The 15,751-nt window shown below is 75.6% G+C and carries 10 protein-coding genes and 1 pseudogene; 6 read left to right on the top strand and 5 right to left on the bottom strand.

Annotated features, from left to right (window positions below):
- Positions 1-200: 200 nt before the first annotated feature.
- The gene (locus FGI33_RS07380) at positions 201-836 is read left to right on the top strand and encodes a ferritin-like fold-containing protein (RefSeq protein WP_237581565.1); all 636 of its coding nucleotides are present in this window, start codon (positions 201-203) and stop codon (positions 834-836) included.
- Positions 837-914: 78 nt separating this feature from the next.
- Here the strand turns inward: FGI33_RS07380 and FGI33_RS07375 are convergent, their stop codons facing one another.
- Positions 915-1,202: a hypothetical protein gene (locus tag FGI33_RS07375; RefSeq protein ID WP_119435149.1), complete on the bottom strand. Its 288-nt coding sequence runs from the start codon at positions 1,200-1,202 to the stop codon at positions 915-917.
- A 10-nt stretch (positions 1,203-1,212) separates the two neighbouring features.
- A complete protein-coding gene (locus FGI33_RS07370; RefSeq protein ID WP_119403222.1) occupies positions 1,213-1,437 on the bottom strand; it encodes a DUF3107 domain-containing protein in 225 nt (74 codons plus the stop codon).
- 159 nt (positions 1,438-1,596) lie between these two features.
- Between FGI33_RS07370 and FGI33_RS07365 the strand changes: the two genes are divergently transcribed.
- Positions 1,597-4,866: an ATP-dependent helicase gene (locus tag FGI33_RS07365; protein WP_237581563.1), complete on the top strand. Its 3,270-nt coding sequence runs from the start codon at positions 1,597-1,599 to the stop codon at positions 4,864-4,866.
- 35 nt (positions 4,867-4,901) lie between these two features.
- Positions 4,902-8,123: an ATP-dependent helicase gene (locus FGI33_RS07360; RefSeq protein ID WP_237582462.1), complete on the top strand. Its 3,222-nt coding sequence runs from the start codon at positions 4,902-4,904 to the stop codon at positions 8,121-8,123.
- Here FGI33_RS07360 and FGI33_RS07355 read toward each other — a convergent pair.
- On the bottom strand, positions 8,036-9,112 hold the full coding sequence (locus tag FGI33_RS07355; protein ID WP_119434914.1) for a phosphotransferase: 1,077 nt from the start codon (positions 9,110-9,112) through the stop codon (positions 8,036-8,038). The genes FGI33_RS07360 and FGI33_RS07355 overlap by 88 nt on opposite strands.
- Before the next feature lie 139 nt (positions 9,113-9,251).
- On the opposite strand from FGI33_RS07355, the gene nudC reads away from it, so the two are divergent.
- Together nudC and FGI33_RS07345 are read left to right on the top strand one after the other, a co-directional pair.
- Positions 9,252-10,205, top strand: a complete 954-nt coding sequence (gene nudC / locus FGI33_RS07350) for an NAD(+) diphosphatase (RefSeq protein WP_119434913.1) — start codon at positions 9,252-9,254, stop codon at positions 10,203-10,205.
- A 10-nt stretch (positions 10,206-10,215) separates the two neighbouring features.
- Entirely contained in the window at positions 10,216-12,138 is a 1,923-nt protein-coding gene (locus FGI33_RS07345) for an ATP-dependent helicase (protein WP_119434912.1), read from the top strand.
- Here FGI33_RS07345 and FGI33_RS07340 read toward each other — a convergent pair.
- Positions 12,113-12,523 (bottom strand): annotated as a pseudogene (locus FGI33_RS07340) (TOMM precursor leader peptide-binding protein); the annotation flags it as partial. The gene FGI33_RS07345 and the pseudogene FGI33_RS07340 sit on opposite strands and share 26 nt — an antisense overlap.
- A 490-nt stretch (positions 12,524-13,013) precedes the next feature.
- The gene (locus tag FGI33_RS07335) at positions 13,014-14,429 is read right to left on the bottom strand and encodes a zinc-dependent metalloprotease (protein ID WP_119435605.1); all 1,416 of its coding nucleotides are present in this window, start codon (positions 14,427-14,429) and stop codon (positions 13,014-13,016) included.
- Between the two features lie 214 nt (positions 14,430-14,643).
- On the opposite strand from FGI33_RS07335, the gene FGI33_RS07330 reads away from it, so the two are divergent.
- Positions 14,644-15,735, top strand: a complete 1,092-nt coding sequence (locus tag FGI33_RS07330) for a YlbL family protein (protein WP_237581562.1) — start codon at positions 14,644-14,646, stop codon at positions 15,733-15,735.
- The last annotated feature ends 16 nt before the right edge of the window (positions 15,736-15,751 follow it).

Below are 15,751 nucleotides of genomic sequence, written 5' to 3'. Positions count from 1 at the left end.
GGACTGCTTCTCTGCGGGCGCGATGGGGCCCTTCCGATGAGGGACCACGGGCGAGTTTAGCGGGCCGGGGCCCGGGCGCCCCCTCCGCCGCCCTTTACACTGGCCACGTGCTCAAGATGTTCGGACGCCGGTCGACGACGATCGAGGCGCCCCGGGTCCGGTCCCGCGGCGAGTCGAAGCGTCGAGCCTCGGCGACGACCGTGAGCGTGGACGACTTCTCGCCCGACACCCTGCGCTTCCTCGGCGCCGTCGCGTACCTGCAGCTGACGGTCTTCGAGACCCTGTCGCGCGCGGTCGCGGAGGCGCCGGACCTCGCCGGCAAGGAGGCCGTGTCGACGGCCGCCGGCATCGCGCTCGGCAAGCACCAGGCGCTCGCCGCGGAGATCAAGCGGCTCGACGGCGACCCCAGCGTCGTGATGGAGCCGCACCGCGCCGCGTTCGACCGCTTCACCGCCACCGTCGCGGGCGCCGACTGGTACGAGTGCCTGCTCTCCGCGTACATCACCACGGGCCTGCTCGACGACTTCTTCGTGCGCCTCGCCTCCGGGCTCCCGTCGGACCAGCGCCAGCGCGTCGTCGTGCTGCTCTCGTCGGGCGTGGGGCAGCAGGGGATCGTCGACGCGGTGCGCGCCGGGATCCGCCTGGACCCGCGCCTCGCCTCGCGCCTGGCCATGTGGGGCCGTCGCCTCGTCGGCGACACGCTGCTCGTCGCGGGGACGGCCATGCGCGCGTCCCTCGCCGACCCGGACGACGCGCGCGTGCACCTCGAGCCCGTGTTCGCGGGGATCATCACGGCGCACACCCGGCGGATGGACGCGCTCGGCCTCACGGCCTGACGCGCGCCGCCGCCCGGCCCGGCACACGACGACGCCCGGCCCCTCGAGGGGACCGGGCGTGGTGTCGTGCGGGTGTCGTCAGCCGCCGATGGCGGCCAGGTCGCGGGCGTCCGCGGCGGAGCGCCGACGTCCCACCACGAGGTCGACGCCCGCCGCGACGAGCGCCGAGACCGCGAGCGTCGCGATCCAGATGACGCCCTGATCCCAGCGGAGGCCCGCCCAGGTGAGCACGACCCACGCGACCATGGCCGCGATCGTGCCCGCGGCGGGGATCAGCAGCGCGCCGTGCGTGGCGCGGCGGGGGAGCGCGTAGCGCGCGACGAGGCCGATGAGGGCGCCGAAGAGCGCGACGAACAGGAGCTCCACGGGCTTCGGGCTAGCGGACGAAGCCGATGCGCGGGGCGTCGGCGCTGCCGAGCTCCACGTAGGCGAGGTGGGCGGTGACGGCGAGGTGGGTGGCGCCCTTCTCGTCGGTGAACGAGATGAACGGCGAGGAGTCGCGGACGGCGGCGGCGACGGTCTCCTGGACCTCCTCGGGGGACTGCTTGGTGCTGAAGGAGAGCTCGCGGGCGGTGTTGACGAGGCCGATACGGATTTCCACGGGAGGTGCCTTTCGATGCGTCGGATGCGACGGTGCCCCCTCAGGCTAGGGCACCCGCATGCGCGGCCCCGCGGCGTTCACTGAGGGCGGACGGGCGGGCGGAGGACGCGGGTCGATCCTGGCTCCGTCGCCGTCGGGGGCCGCCGGTAGCGTGGGCGCGTGACCATCAGGGGATTCCGCCAGCCGCCCGCCACCGTCGGCGACGGCACGGTCCCCCCGGTGGAGCTGGACCCCTCGCAGCGCGCCGTCGTCGAGCTGCCGGTGGGCGTGAGCGCCGCCGTCCTCGGTGCCCCGGGCTCGGGCCGCACCACGACGCTGCGCGAGCTCGTGGCCGAGCGGATACTCGTCCAGGGGCTCGACCCCGCCGAGGTGCTCGTGCTCGCCCCGTCGCGCGCCGCCGCCACGCGCCTGCGCGACGAGCTGGCGCTCCGGGTCGGCGTGCCCACTCTGGGGCCGCTCGCGCGCACGTCCACGTCCGTCGCGTTCGAGGTCCTCGCGCGCCGCGCCGCCGAGACGGGCACCGAGCCGCCCCGGCTGCTCACCGGGGCCGAGCAGGACCAGATCATCGCCGACCTCCTCGCCGGGCACGAGGAGCTGGGCACCGGGCCCGCGTGGCCGGATCCGCTGGGCGTCGAGGTGCGGCGGCTGCGCGCCTTCCGCACGGAGCTGCGCGAGCTGCTCATGCGCGCCACCGAGGAGGGCGTGCGGCCGGACGCGCTCGCCGAGCTCGGCCGCGCGCACGAGGTGCCCGAGTGGATCGCCGCTGCGGAGTTCGCCCGCGAGTACGAGGACGTCGTCGACTCCTTCCGCGGCGACCACCTCGACAGCGCGGAGCTGCTCGCCGAGGCCGTGCTGCTCGTGTCGCGGGGGGAGGCGCTCACGGGGATCCGGCTGGTGATCGCCGACGACCTGCACGAGGCGACCGTCGCGACCCTCTCGCTCCTCCGGGCGCTCGCGGCGCGCGGCGTCGACGTCGTCGCGTTCGGCGACCCGGACGTCGCGGCCGCCACCTTCCGCGGGGCCGAGGCGTCCGCGCTCGGCCGCCTCTCCACCGTGCTCGGCCTGCCCGGCCTCCGCACGCTCGTGCTCGACCGGGTGCACCGGCAGCCGCCCGCGCTCCGGGCGCTCACCTCGGCGGTCACGGCGCGCATCGGCGCGGCGGGCGCGGGGCGGCAGCGGCAGGCGGCATCCGCGCCGGGCCTCGTCGACGACGCCGACCCCATCCAGGTCATCGAGGCGCCGACGCGCGCCCTGGAGCTCGCCCGCCTCGCGCGCCGGCTCCGCGAGGAGCACCTGCTGGGCGGCGTGCCGTGGGCGCGCATGGTCGTGCTCGTGCGCTCCGGATCCCTCGTGCCCCATGTCGCCCGCAGCCTCGCGACCGCCGAGGTGCCGACGCGCACGGCCGTCGCCGGGCGCGCCCTCCGCGACGACCTCGCCGCGCTCGCGCTCATCCGCGCGGTCGACGTGGTGCTCGGCCGCGTGCCGCTCACCCCGGACATCGCGGCGGAGCTCGCCACCGGTCCGCTCGGCGGGCTCGACGGCGTCGCGCTCCGTCGGCTCCGGCTCGCGATGCGGCAGGAGGAGCTCGCGGGCGACGGCCACCGGTCGAGCGACGAGCTGCTCGTCGAGGCCCTCGCCGCGCCCGGCCGGCTCGAGACGCTCGACCTCGCGCCCGCGCGCCGCCTCGGCCGGCTGGCCCGCACGCTCCAGGGGGCCCGCGAGCTCGCCGCGTCCGACGGCACCATCGAGGAGCTGCTCTGGCACCTGTGGGAGGGCTCCCGGCTCGCGACGCCGTGGTTCGAGCAGGCGCTGCAGACGGGGATCGTCGCCGACCAGGCCAACCGCGACCTCGACGGCGTGGTCGCGCTCTTCACGGCCGCGCGGCGGTTCGTCGAGCGGAACCCGGGCCGTCCCGCGTCGGACTTCGTGGAGGAGCTGCTCGGCGCCGAGGTGCCCGAGGACACGCTCTCGCCCCAGCCGCTCGCGGACACCGTGCTCGTCGCGACGCCGTCCGCGGTCGTGGGCGCCGGCTACGAGGTGGTCGCGGTCGCCGCGCTCCAGGAGGGCGTGTGGCCGAACCTGCGGCTGCGCGGATCCCTGCTGCACCCGCAGCGCCTGTCCGCCGTCGCGCGCGGGCTCGACCGGGCCGACGTCGACGAGCGCGCCGAGGTCCTCGGCGACGAGCTGCGGATGCTCGCCCTCGCCGTCTCGCGGGCGGCGCGCGTCGTGGTGCTCAGCGCCACCGCCAACGACGAGGAGGCGCCGTCGCCGTTCCTGCGCCTCGTGCCGCCCGCGCCGGGCCTCGCCGAGGCGGAGGCGGGAGCCGACGCGGGACGGGTGGCGAAGGACGCCCCTGCCGCGCTGCGGATCCGGCCCGACCACCCGCTGTCGCTGCGCGGGCTCGTCGGCGCGCTCCGGCGCGAGCTCGCGGTCGTGCACCGCGACGCCGTGCTGCTCGACGACGGCCGCGTCGTCTCCGGCGACCGCACGGCCCGCCGTCCCGCCGACGCCACCCGGGAGCGCGGCCTCGCCGCCGCGTCCGCCCTCGCGCGCCTCGCGGCGGAGGGCGTGACGGGCGCGGATCCGGCCGACTGGTACGGCCTCCGGGAGCCCTCCACCACCGAGCCCGTCGTCGACCTGACCGACCCCGAGGCGCGCGTGCCCGTGTCGCCGTCGCGCCTGGAGGCCTTCGAGCGCTCGCCGCTCAACTGGTTCATCGACCAGGCGTCCGGCGGATCAACGAGCACCGCCATGGGCATCGGCACCATCGTGCACGCCGTCATGGAGGAGGCGAGCCTCGATCCCGACGCCGACCTCCGTCCGGCCGCCCTCGAGGCCCGCCTCGACGAGCGGTGGGGCGAGCTGCCCTTCGAGTCGCCCTGGGTGGGCGAGCGCGAGCGGCGGCAGGCGGGCGAGCTCATCGCGGGCGTCAGCGGGTACCTCCGCGACTTCGCCGCCGACGGCGGGCGCATGCTCGCGGCCGAGGGCGGCTTCGAGCTGGAGGTGGGCGTCGCGCGCCTCCGCGGGAAGATCGACCGCATCGAGCTGACGAAGGAGGGCCGGGTGGTCATCGTCGACCTCAAGACCGGGCGCCACTACCCGACCCGCGCCGAGATCCCGGCGCACGCGCAGCTCGGCTCGTACCAGCTGGCCTTCGTGGAGGGCTCGCTCGAGGACGCGCCCGCCGACGCCCCGTCCGGCGGCGCGAAGCTGCTCTACGTCTCCGGCGGCACGCGCGGCCTGCCGTACCGCGAGCTGCCGCAGGAGCCGCTCACGCGCGAGGAGCTCGACGGGTTCCGCGCGCGCATCGCCGAGGCGGCCGAGGGCATGGCGGGCGCGACCTTCGAGGGCACGCCGGACCTGGGGGAGCGGGATCCGGGATCGGCCCGGCGCTACCGCATCCACCTCGTGCGGGCGGTGTCGGCGTGAGCGGCGTGGAGGCGACGGGCTCGGGCGGCGGCGGCATGATCAGCGCCCGGCGCATCGCGGAGACGCTCGGCCTGCCGAGCCCCACGGAGCAGCAGCGGCGTGTCATCGAGTCGCCTCTCGAGCCCGGCCTCGTGGTCGCGGGCGCCGGCAGCGGCAAGACCGAGACCATGGCGAGCCGCGTCGTGTGGCTGCTCGCCAACGGGCACGTCGGGGTCGAGGAGATCCTCGGCCTCACCTTCACGCGCAAGGCCGCGGGCGAGCTCGGGGTGCGGATCCGCGCGCGCATCGAGCAGCTGCAGCAGGCCGGGCTCGCGGCCGTCCCCGCGGACGCGTTCGCGACGCCCACCGTGCAGACCTACAACGCCTTCGCGAACGGCATCTTCCGCGACAGCGCCACCCTCATCGGCCGCGAGGCGGAGTCGGTCGTGCTCACGGAGGCGTCCGCCTGGCAGCTGGCGCGCCGGCTCGTCGTCGAGAGCACCGACCCGCGGCTGCTGGAGCTCGGGCGCGGGGTGGATCCCATCACGCAGGCCGTCATCTCCCTCAGCCGGGCCATGAGCGAGAACGTCGCCGACCCGGCCGAGGTCGTGCGCCTCGCCGGGTCGTTCACGGGCCTCGCGGAGCTGCCCTTCGGATCCGCCCGCATCCGGAAGGCCCCCGCGGCCGAGGCGGTCGCCGCCGTCGGCGCGCTGCCGCCGCTCGTCGACCTCGCCGTGCGGTTCCAGGAGGAGAAGACCCGGCGCGGGCTCGTCGAGTACAGCGACCAGGTCGCCTTCGCGCTCGCCATCTGCGAGCGCGTGCCGCAGGTCGTCGCCGAGCACCGGAAGCGGTTCCGCGTCGTGCTGCTCGACGAGTACCAGGACACCTCGGTCGTGCAGACCCGGCTCCTCGCGACGCTCTTCGGCGGCACGCCCGTCATGGCGGTGGGGGATCCGCACCAGTCCATCTACGGCTGGCGCGGCGCGAGCGCGGCGAACCTCGCGCGCTTCGGGGCCGACTTCGCGCCCGCGGGCGCCGCCGCCGCGGACGTGCCCGTCTACGCGCTGTCCACGAGCTGGCGGAACCCGGGCGCGGTCCTCGGCGCCGCGAACCGGATCGTCGAGCCGCTCACCGCCGCGTCGCGGATCCCCGTCGCGCGCCTCGAGCCCCGGCCCGACGCGGGGGACGGCCGCCTCGACGTCGCGTACGAGGAGACCGTCGCCGACGAGGCCGCGGGCGTCGCCGCGTGGTTCGCCGACCGGCTGCGGCAGACCGGATCCGACGGCCGTCCCCGCTCGGCCGCGATGCTGTGCCGCTCGCTCAAGACCATTGAGCCGTTCACCACGGCGCTCGCCGACCGCGGCGTCCCGTTCCGCGTGCTCGGCCTCGGCGGACTGCTCGACCAGCCCGCCGTGGTCGACCTCGTGTGCGTCCTCCGCGTGCTGCACGACCCCACCGCGGGCAGCGAGCTCGTGCGCCTCCTCACGGGCGCGCGCTGGCGCATCGGTACGAAGGACGTCCACGCGCTGTCCCGCGTCGCCTCCTGGCTCATGTCCCGCGACCACGCGCAGAAGCCGCTCGCCGAGGAGGTCCGCGACGGCATCCGGGCCTCCGTGGTGCCCGACGAGGTCGGATCCGTCGTCGACGCGCTCGACTTCGTGGTCGGCGCCCGCGACGGCCACACCGCGCTCGCGGGCTTCAGCGAGGAGGGCCTCGCGCGCCTCCGCGCCGTCGGCCGCCAGTTGCAGGTGCTCCGCTCCCGCGTCGGGCTCGACCTCGTGGACCTCGTCACGGTCGTCCAGCAGGAGCTGCTCCTCGACATCGAGGTCGCCGCCAACGAGACGGATCCGCTCGGCCGCGCGAGCCTCGAGGCCTTCACCGAGCAGGTGGCCGGCTACCTCCAGGGCGACTCCGCCGGCACGCTCGGGCCGTTCCTCGCCTGGCTCGCCGAGGCCGAGCGGCGCGACAACCTGGCGCCGCGCACCGAGGAGCCGGAGCCCGGCACGGTGCAGATCCTCACGATCCACGGCTCGAAGGGCCTCGAGTGGGACGTCGTCGCCGTGCCGCGCATGGTCGAGGGCGAGCTGCCCGGCACGCTCCGGGAGAAGCGCGGCTGGGTCGCGTTCGGCGCCCTCCCGTTCGAGTTCCGCGGCGACTCGGCCGAGCTGCCGTCGCTCGCCTGGCGCGGCGTCGAGACGCAGAGGGAGTTCCAGGAGGCGATGGAGGCGTTCGGCGAGGAGCTCGAGGAGCGCAACGCCGCCGAGCAGCGGCGCCTCGCGTACGTCGCCATCACGCGCACGCGCTCGGACCTGCTGCTCACCGGGTCGTTCTGGTCGACGCAGCAGAAGCCGCGGGATCCCGGGGCGTTCCTCCGCGAGATCCAGCAGGTGGGCCTCATCGCGCCGGACGCGCTGCCCGAGGGGACGGCGCTCGAGGAGAACCCGCTCGAGCCCGGCTCCGCGCGCGTCGCCTGGCCGCTGCCCCCGCTCGGCCCGCGCGAGGCCCGCGTGCGCGCCGCCGCCGAGGCGGTCGCCGTCGCGGACCCGGACGCGGAGACCGTCTGGACGCGCGACATCGACCTGCTCCTCGCCGAGCGCGACGCCCGCGCCCGCGACGCGGAGCTCGTCGACCTGCCCACGCGCATCCCCGCGTCGCGCTTCAAGGACTTCGTGAGCGACCCCGCGGGTGTCGCCGCGCGCCTGCGCCGCCCCATGCCCGAGCGGCCCTACCGGCAGACCCGGCTGGGCACGCTGTTCCACGGCTGGGTCGAGGCGCGGTACGGGCCCGCGGGCACCGCCGACGTCATCGACGCGTCCGGCGTGGAGCTGGACGCGGATCCGACCGAGCCGCACGTGGAGCAGGCGGACCTGGACCGGCTGCGCGCCACCTTCGAGGCGAGCGAGTGGGCGAGCCGGAGGCCCGAGGAGGTCGAGGTGGAGATCCACATGGAGCTCGCCGGCCAGGTCGTCATCTGCAAGATCGACGCGGTCTTCCTCATCGACGGCCGCTACCGCGTCGTCGACTGGAAGACCGGCCGCACCCCGAAGGACGCGGCCGACCTCGAGCTCAAGCAGCTCCAGCTCGCGCTCTACCGCCTCGCGTTCGCGAAGTGGCGCGGCATCGACCCCGACCTCATCGACGCGGAGTTCTACTTCGTCGCGGACGACCGGTCGCTGAAGCCGGAGCGGCTCTACTCCGAGGAGGACCTCGTCGCGCTCTGGTCGGGCGCGCGCACGCCGGACGCGTCGCGCGCGCCGTCGGGGGAGATCGTGGGCTGAGGCCGCGAGTCGAGCATCTCCTCGACCTGGTCGACGTCCATCACGGGCAGCGTCTCGTGCGCGATGCGCTGCCCCTCGTCGGCGCGCACCGTGTCGACGAGCGCGCTGAGCATGTTGACGGCGTCGTCCACGATGCCCTGGTCGCGCGTGTCGGTGCCGTGCAGCAGCCAGCGGGCGATCTCGAGCTCGGCGTAGAGGAGCGCCCGCTGCTTGAGCTGGCGGTCCACGGTGACGTGGTGGGCCTGGTTGTAGGCGCGGAAGACGCTCTCGGCGACGTGCTCGGCGCGCGCGCCCAGCACCCAGTGCAGGTCGTGCGCGGGGTCGGCGACCCGGAGCTCCGACCAGCCGATCACGCCCGTGACGGCGTCTCCGTCGACGAGGAACGAGGACGCCTGCACGGATCCGTTGACGACCGCGGGCTGGAACTGCCAGAGCGACGCGTCGTCGATGGCCTCCTCCCAGCGCGAGAGCAGCAGGCTCGGCACGAGCGCCGTGGCCGCGGCCCGGTCGATGAGCGCGGCCGTCTGGCTGTGGATCTCCGCGGCCGACAGCACGGGCAGGCCGGCGTCCGCGACGAACCCGGTCGGCAAGCTGTGCACGGCCGAGACGGCGGCGCCGATGGCGCGCGCGAGGCCGTCGCCCGCCGGGATCTCGTCGAGCGAGATGACCCGGCCGGGCACGTGCCCGTAGACGAAGCCGCGGGTCGGCTTGATGGGCGCCTGCCCGAGGAACTCGGGCACCTGGAACGGCAGGCGGGAGCGGATCCCGGTGCTCAGCGCCCTCAGCGCCACGAGGTCCGCGGACTGCTCGGACTCGGCGGCCTGCGTGGTCGGCACGCGCACGAGGAGCTCGCGGCCGTCCCGCGTGGAGATGAGCGCGGAGTCGAAGTCGCCCGCGCCGCCCGCCGTGAAGGGGGTGCTGCGGACCACGTCGAGCCCCGAGACGGCCGAGGTCGCCAACGCGGCTAGAGTGAGGTGGGATCTGGCCATGCCTTACAGGTTAGGTCGCTGGGAGCCCTCCGTCTCACCGCGCCACGCGCTTCCAGCCCCACACGCGCACCGTGGGCGGATCGCGACGCACGCCGTCCCGCCCCTCGGCCCGTCCGCCCCCGAAGTCGATTGGTCACCCGTGCTCGACAGCTTCCTCTCCCGCCTGCCCCTGTCCCGCGAGGGCGTCGACCGCGACGGCCTCCACCGCGACTCGCCCGCCCTCTTCGACGAGCTGTGGGCAGATCCCGCCACGCGCGTCCTCGCGCTCCACGGCCACCGCGCGCTGGGCTCCGCCGCGGACGGCCGCGCCGCCCTCGACCTGCTGCCGGTGGACCGCGTGACGAGCGCGACCGTCCGCATCTACCTCGGCCGCACGACCATCGCGCACGAGGGCGAGCCGGTCGGCACGCCCGTCGTCGCCGCGGTCCTCACCGACGCCGCGGCCGCCGAGCTCGAGCCCGCCGACGGGCGCTGGCTGGAGCTGCGGACCACCGCCACGCAGCTCGACGACCGCGACGCCGCGCTCTTCACGGGCGCGCTCGCCACCGCGAACTGGCACGCCTCCCACCCGTTCTCGCCCAAGACGGGCGAGCCCACGGTCGTCGAGCAGGGCGGCTGGGTGCGCCGCGCGCCCTCCGACGGCTCGCAGGTCTTCCCGCGCACCGACGCCGCCGTGATCATGGGCGTCGTCGACCAGGACGATCGCCTGCTCCTCGGCGCCAACGCCATGTGGGGCGGCGACCGCTACTCGCTGCTCGCGGGATTCGTCGAGCCGGGGGAGTCGTTCGAGGCGGCCGTGAAGCGCGAGGTGCTGGAGGAGTCCGGCGTCACCGTCGAGGATCCCCGCTACCTCGGCAGCCAGCCGTGGCCGTTCCCCGCGTCCGTCATGGTCGGCTTCCTGGCGCGCGTCTCCGCGTCGAGCGGGCCCGCGACGCCCGACGGCGTGGAGATCGTGGACCTCCGCTGGTTCAGCCGCGAGGAGCTGCGCGCGTCGCTCGGCGAGATCGCGCTGCCCGGCCCGTCGTCCATCGCGCGCGCCATCATCGAGGAGTGGTACGGCGGTCCCCTCGAGGACGGCGAGCGGGAGTGGTGATCCGCCGATCGTGACCGACCAGCTCGTCCCCGGCACGCCCGGGCGCGACCCCTACGGGTCGACCGCGCCAGGCGCCCTCCCGGCACCCGTGTCCCTCGGCCCCGCATCCGCGGACGAGCCCGAGGACACGCCCGTCGAGGAGGCGCGCACCGCCGAGTCGCTGCTCGAGGCCCTCGACGACCAGCAGCGCCTCGCCGCGCAGGCGCTCCTCGGCCCGGTCGTCGTGCTCGCGGGCGCCGGGACGGGCAAGACGCGCGCCATCACTCACCGCATCGCGTACGGGATCCAGGCCGGCGTCTACCCGCCCAACCGCGTCATGGCGCTCACCTTCACCTCGCGCGCCGCGGCCGAGCTCCGCGGCCGCCTGCGCGAGCTCGGCGCGGGACCCGTCGCCGCGCGCACCTTCCACGCGGCGGCCCTCAAGCAGCTCAACTTCTTCTGGCCGCAGGTGGTCGGCGGCACCATGCCGCGCCTCATCGAGAGCAAGGGCCGGATGCTCGGGCACGCCGCCGAGTCGCTGCGGTTCCGCCTCGACACCGCGGCCTTGCGTGACATGGCCGCCGAGGTCGAGTGGCGCAAGGTCTCGATGATCTCCATCGAGCAGTACGGCCTGGCGGCGCGCACGACGCGCACGCTGCCGCCGCAGCTCGACGCCGACCAGGCCGTCGCGCTCCTCCAGGCCTACGAGGACATCAAGGACCAGCGCCGCCAGCTCGACTTCGAGGACGTGCTGCTCGCGACCGCCGGCATGATCGAGGCCGAGCCGTGGGTCGCGCAGCAGGTGCGCGAGCAGTACCGCTTCTTCGTGGTCGACGAGTACCAGGACGTCTCGCCGCTGCAGCAGACGATCCTCGACCTCTGGATGGGCGACCGCCGCGACCTCTGCGTCGTCGGCGACGCCAGCCAGACCATCTACTCGTTCGCGGGCGCCAAGAGCGCGTACCTCCTCGACTTCGCGTCGCGCTTCCCCGAGGCGACGGTCGTGCGGCTGGAGCGGAACTACCGGTCGACCTCCGGCATCACCGAGGCGGCGAACCGGCTCATGCGCGGCCGCCCGGGCGCGCTCACGCTCGTCTCGGCGGACGCGGATCCCGACGGCGACGGCACCGGCACCGCCTCGCCCGCGAAGGGGCGCGGATCCGCCGCCGTCCCCGGCCGCGGCGAGGGCTTCCGCGCGCCCCAGGTGAGCGCGTTCCCGTCCGACGGCGCCGAGGCGCGTGCCATCGCCGGCGCCATCGCGCAGCAGATCGCCTCCGGCATCGCGCCCGAGGACATCGCCGTGCTCTACCGCATGAACGGCCAGTCGGCGGTGCTCGAGCAGGCGCTCGGCGACGCGGGCGTGAGCTACCAGGTGCGCGGATCCCAGCGCTTCTTCGACCGCCCCGAGATCAAGCAGGCGCTCCTCGCGCTGCGCGGCGCGTCCGTCTCGATCTCCGGCGAGCCGCTCTTCAAGTCGGTGAGCGACGTGCTCCGCGGCCTCGGCTGGAGCCAGCAGCCGCCCGAGCAGCCGGGTGCCGTGCGCGACCGCTGGGAGTCGCTCGACGCGATCATGGGCCTCGCCGAGCGGATGCCCGCGGGCAGCACCTTCCGCGCCTTCACCGACGAGCTGCTCGAGCGGCAGGCGGGCCAGCACGAGCCGACCGTCTCCGCCGCCACGCTCGCGACGCTGCACTCCGCCAAGGGCCTCGAGTGGGAGCACGTCTACCTGATGGGGCTGAGCGAGGGGCTCGTGCCCATCAGCTACGCGCAGACGCTCGAGGCGGTGGACGAGGAGCGGCGCCTCCTCTACGTGGGGATCACGCGCGCGCGGTCCGGGCTGCGGCTCTCCTGGAGCCGGAGCGGACCGCAGCGATCCGGTCAGCGGGATCCGTCGCGGTTCCTGGCAGAGCTCGACACCCGCATCGCGGGTGGGGGCGCGAAGCGCGGCGCGTGACCCGGCCGGTCCGCACGTCGAGCACCGCCTGGTGCGTCGCGAGCGCGTTCTCGCCCGACGCGAGCAGCCGGTCGGCGGGCCGCGCGGCGAGGGCCGCCAGCTCGGCGGGCACGAGCCCCGCCTCGGATCCGCTGTCGCGCCCGAGCAGCTGGGTCGCGATGGCGGGCCACGCCGGATCCGCGTCCCGCCGCCCGAGATCGAGGCAGTAGCAGCAGGCCGTCCGCCCGGGCTCGACGAGCGGTCCGACGACGGCGTGCCGGTCGCCGAGGACCACGGGCAGGTGCGGCACGTCCTCCCGGGACCAGCGGCCGTAGACGGCCGGGGCGATCGCGAAGTGCGCGACGATCACGGCGAGGGCGGTGCGCGGATCCGCGTCGCCGGACATCGGCCGCGGCGCCACCTCGTGCCCGGCGCGCGCGAGCGCGTCCGCGACGCGGTCGGCGGTCGGTCCGCCGCCGACGACGGCGACCGGGCCGGTGCGCGCGCGGCGGGGGAGGCCGGCGTCGCGCGGCGGCAGGAGAGCCGGCCGCACCAGGTCGAGCAGCTGCGTGACGTGCGCGGGGCCGGCGCCCTCGGTCGCCGCGATCATGTCGAGGCCGCCGCGGCTGATGCCGTGCACGAGCGCGTCGAGCAGCCGCTCGTCGAGCCGCGACACGGAGGCGAGCACGACAGGCGGGCGGTCGACGCCGAGCTGGAGGGAGTCCGGCGTGCGCCAGACGAGCGGGAGGCGGGGATCGAGTCGGATGGCCATGGGCGCGGAGAGTGCCCGAGGCGCCGACCGCCCGCCGGCCGCGTCCACAGGCCGCCGGGCGCGGCGCCGCGCGTGCGGCGCCGCGCGTGCGGCGCCGGCCCGGCGGGGGGAGGCGGGGAGCGCGTCAGACGGGACGCGGATCCGACCCGGACGCGTCGTCGGGACCGTCGCCCGGCGTCTCGCCCGGCTCGGTCGCGCGGCCCTGGCCGTCCTCCACGGGGCGTCCCGCGTCGGATCCGCTCAGCAGGTCCTCGAGCGCCTGGTCGACCTCGTCGGGCTCGGGCTCGCCCTGGGTGAGGCGGGCGACGAGCGCGTGCGGCGCGTCGATGTCCTCCGAGGTGGGCAGCACGTCCGGGTGCGACCACAGCGCGTCGCGCTGCTCGGCGCCGACCCCGTCGGAGACCGCCTGCCACATGGCCGCGGCCTCGCGCAGCCGACGCGGCCGGAGCTCGAGGCCCACGAGCGTCGCGAACGCGGACTCGGCCGGACCGCCCGTCGCGCGGCGGCGACGCACGGTCTCGGCGATCGCCGACGCGCGGGGGAGGCGCACGGTGGCCGCGGCCGTGACCACGTCCACCCAGCCCTCGATGAGCGCGAGCATCGTCTCGAGGCGCGCGAGGGCGGCGAGCTGCGCGTCCGTCTTGGGCGGGATGAGGGATCCGTCGACCATGGCCTGGCGGAGCTCCTCGGGGTTCGACGGGTCGAAGCCCTCCGCGAGCGACTCGAGCCGGTCGGTGTCGATGTGCACGCCCTTCGCGAACTCCGTGATGGAGGTGATGAGCTGCAGCCGCAGCCAGCGCGCGTGGCGGAAGAGGCGCGCGTGGGCGAGCTCGCGGACGGCCAGGTAGATCTGCACCTGGTCGTCGGAGACGTCGATCCCCTCGCCGAACGCCTGGACGTTCTGCGGCAGGAGCGCGGCCTGCTGGTCGTCGAGGAGCGGGATGCCGACGTCGCCGCCCGAGACCACCTCGGTCGACAGCTGCCCGACGACCTGGCCGAGCTGCATGGCGAAGAGCGTGCCGCCGAGGTTGCGCATCATGCGGCCGGCGCCCGCGACCATGCCCTGCATCTCCTCGGGCGCGTTCTGCTGGAGCACCTCGGTGAGGGAGTCGGCGATGCTGAGCGCGACGGGCTCGGCGAGCTGCGTCCACACGGGCATGGTGAGCTCGGTCCACTGCGCGCGGGTGATGAGGCGCGGGGCGACCGTGAGCTGGCTGACGAAGGTGACCTCGTCGAGCCAGAGCGCGGCGACCTGGAACGCCTGGTCGAGGGGCGCGGAGGCGGCGGCCGTGACCTGCGTCTGCTCGGCCGCGGCGAGCTGGCGGGCGCCCTCCCGGGCGACCTTCCAGTCGACGCCGTCACCCGTGTTGCTGAGCGCGCCCTGCAGCTGCGCGAGGAGCTGGCGGACCATCTCCGGGTCCTGCGGCAGGCCCGCGGCGCCCGCGAGCTTGTCCGGGTCGATCTGCCCGTCGGCGCCGAGGAACCGCTCCAGCATGCGACGGAACTCGTCCTCGGGGTTCGGGGTGGGCTCGTCGGCCATGGAGGGTCTCCCGGGTGGGTCGAGGGGGTCCGGATCGCGGTGCCGCGGCCGGTGGAACCACGCTAGCCCGCACCCACGGGAAACCCATCCGCATTCGCCTAGGCTGGGCCGTCGCGGCTTCCGCCCGCCGCGAACAGCGGCCGGCAGGGCCGCCCCGACGCCCGTCGCCCGGCCTCCTCCCGGCCCGACGCGCCCCGACCGCGAGGACATCCGGATGAGCCTGTTCGCCCAGCACGCCCCCCGCGCACCCCGGCCCCCGCGCCGCCGCCGGGTCGGGCGCGTGCTCGCCGGCACGGGCGCCGTGCTCGCCCTCGCGCTCGGCCTCATGCCGTCGCCGTACGTCATCGAGCAGCCGGGTCCCGTGTTCGACACCCTCGGCACGAGCGACCACCAGGGCACCGAGCGTCCCCTCATCTCCATCCCCGACCGCACCACGTACCCGACCGACGGCCGGCTCGACATGCTCACCGTCAGCGTCGTCGGCAACCCCGCGCAGCGCCCCGACTGGTTCGCGGTCGTCTCCGCCTGGCTCGACCCGAGCCGGAGCGTCGTGCCCATGGAGGCGGTGTTCCCGGCGGGCCAGACGGCCGAGGATCGCGACGCCCAGAACCAGGACCAGATGACCGACTCGCAGCAGGACGCCGTCGCCGCGGCCCTCACCGAGCTCGGCATCGACGTGCCGCGCACGCTCCAGGTCCAGAGCGTCCTCGCGGGATCCCCGGCCGACGGCCCCCTCCGCGCCGGCGACGCGATCCGCACGGTCGACGGCGCCGACGTGGTCGACCTCGCCGACCTGCAGGCGCGCGTCGCCGCCGCGGGGACGACCACGGCGCTGTCCTTCGGGATCACGCGCGACGGCCAGGACAGCACGGTCGCGGTGACCCCCGCCGAGGACCAGGGCCGCCCCGTCATCGGCATCGTGACCTCGACCTCCTACGAGTTCCCGTTCGAGGTCGACATCCAGCTCGACGACGTCGGCGGTCCGAGCGCCGGCATGATGTTCGCGCTCGGGATCATGGACAAGCTCGAGGAGGGCTCGCTCACCGGCGGCGAGGCCATCGCCGGCACGGGCACGATCGACGCGGCGGGCGACGTCGGCCCCATCGGCGGGATCCGGCAGAAGCTCTTCGGCGCCGAGCGCGCGGGCGCCGAGTACTTCCTGGCGCCCACCGACAACTGCGACGAGGTGCGCGGACACGTCCCCGACGGCCTCCGCGTCTTCGCCGTCTCGACGCTCGACGACTCGCTCGCGGCGCTCGCCGCCATCTCGACGGACGGCGACCTGGACGCGCTGCCGACCTGCTGACGGCGGCGGCCGCCCG

This window comes from Clavibacter phaseoli, from assembly GCF_021922925.1.
Classification (GTDB): Bacteria; Actinomycetota; Actinomycetes; order Actinomycetales; family Microbacteriaceae; genus Clavibacter; species Clavibacter phaseoli.
The sequence above is the reverse complement of the archived record's forward strand: the minus strand, read 5'-3'. Positions and strand labels throughout refer to the sequence as shown.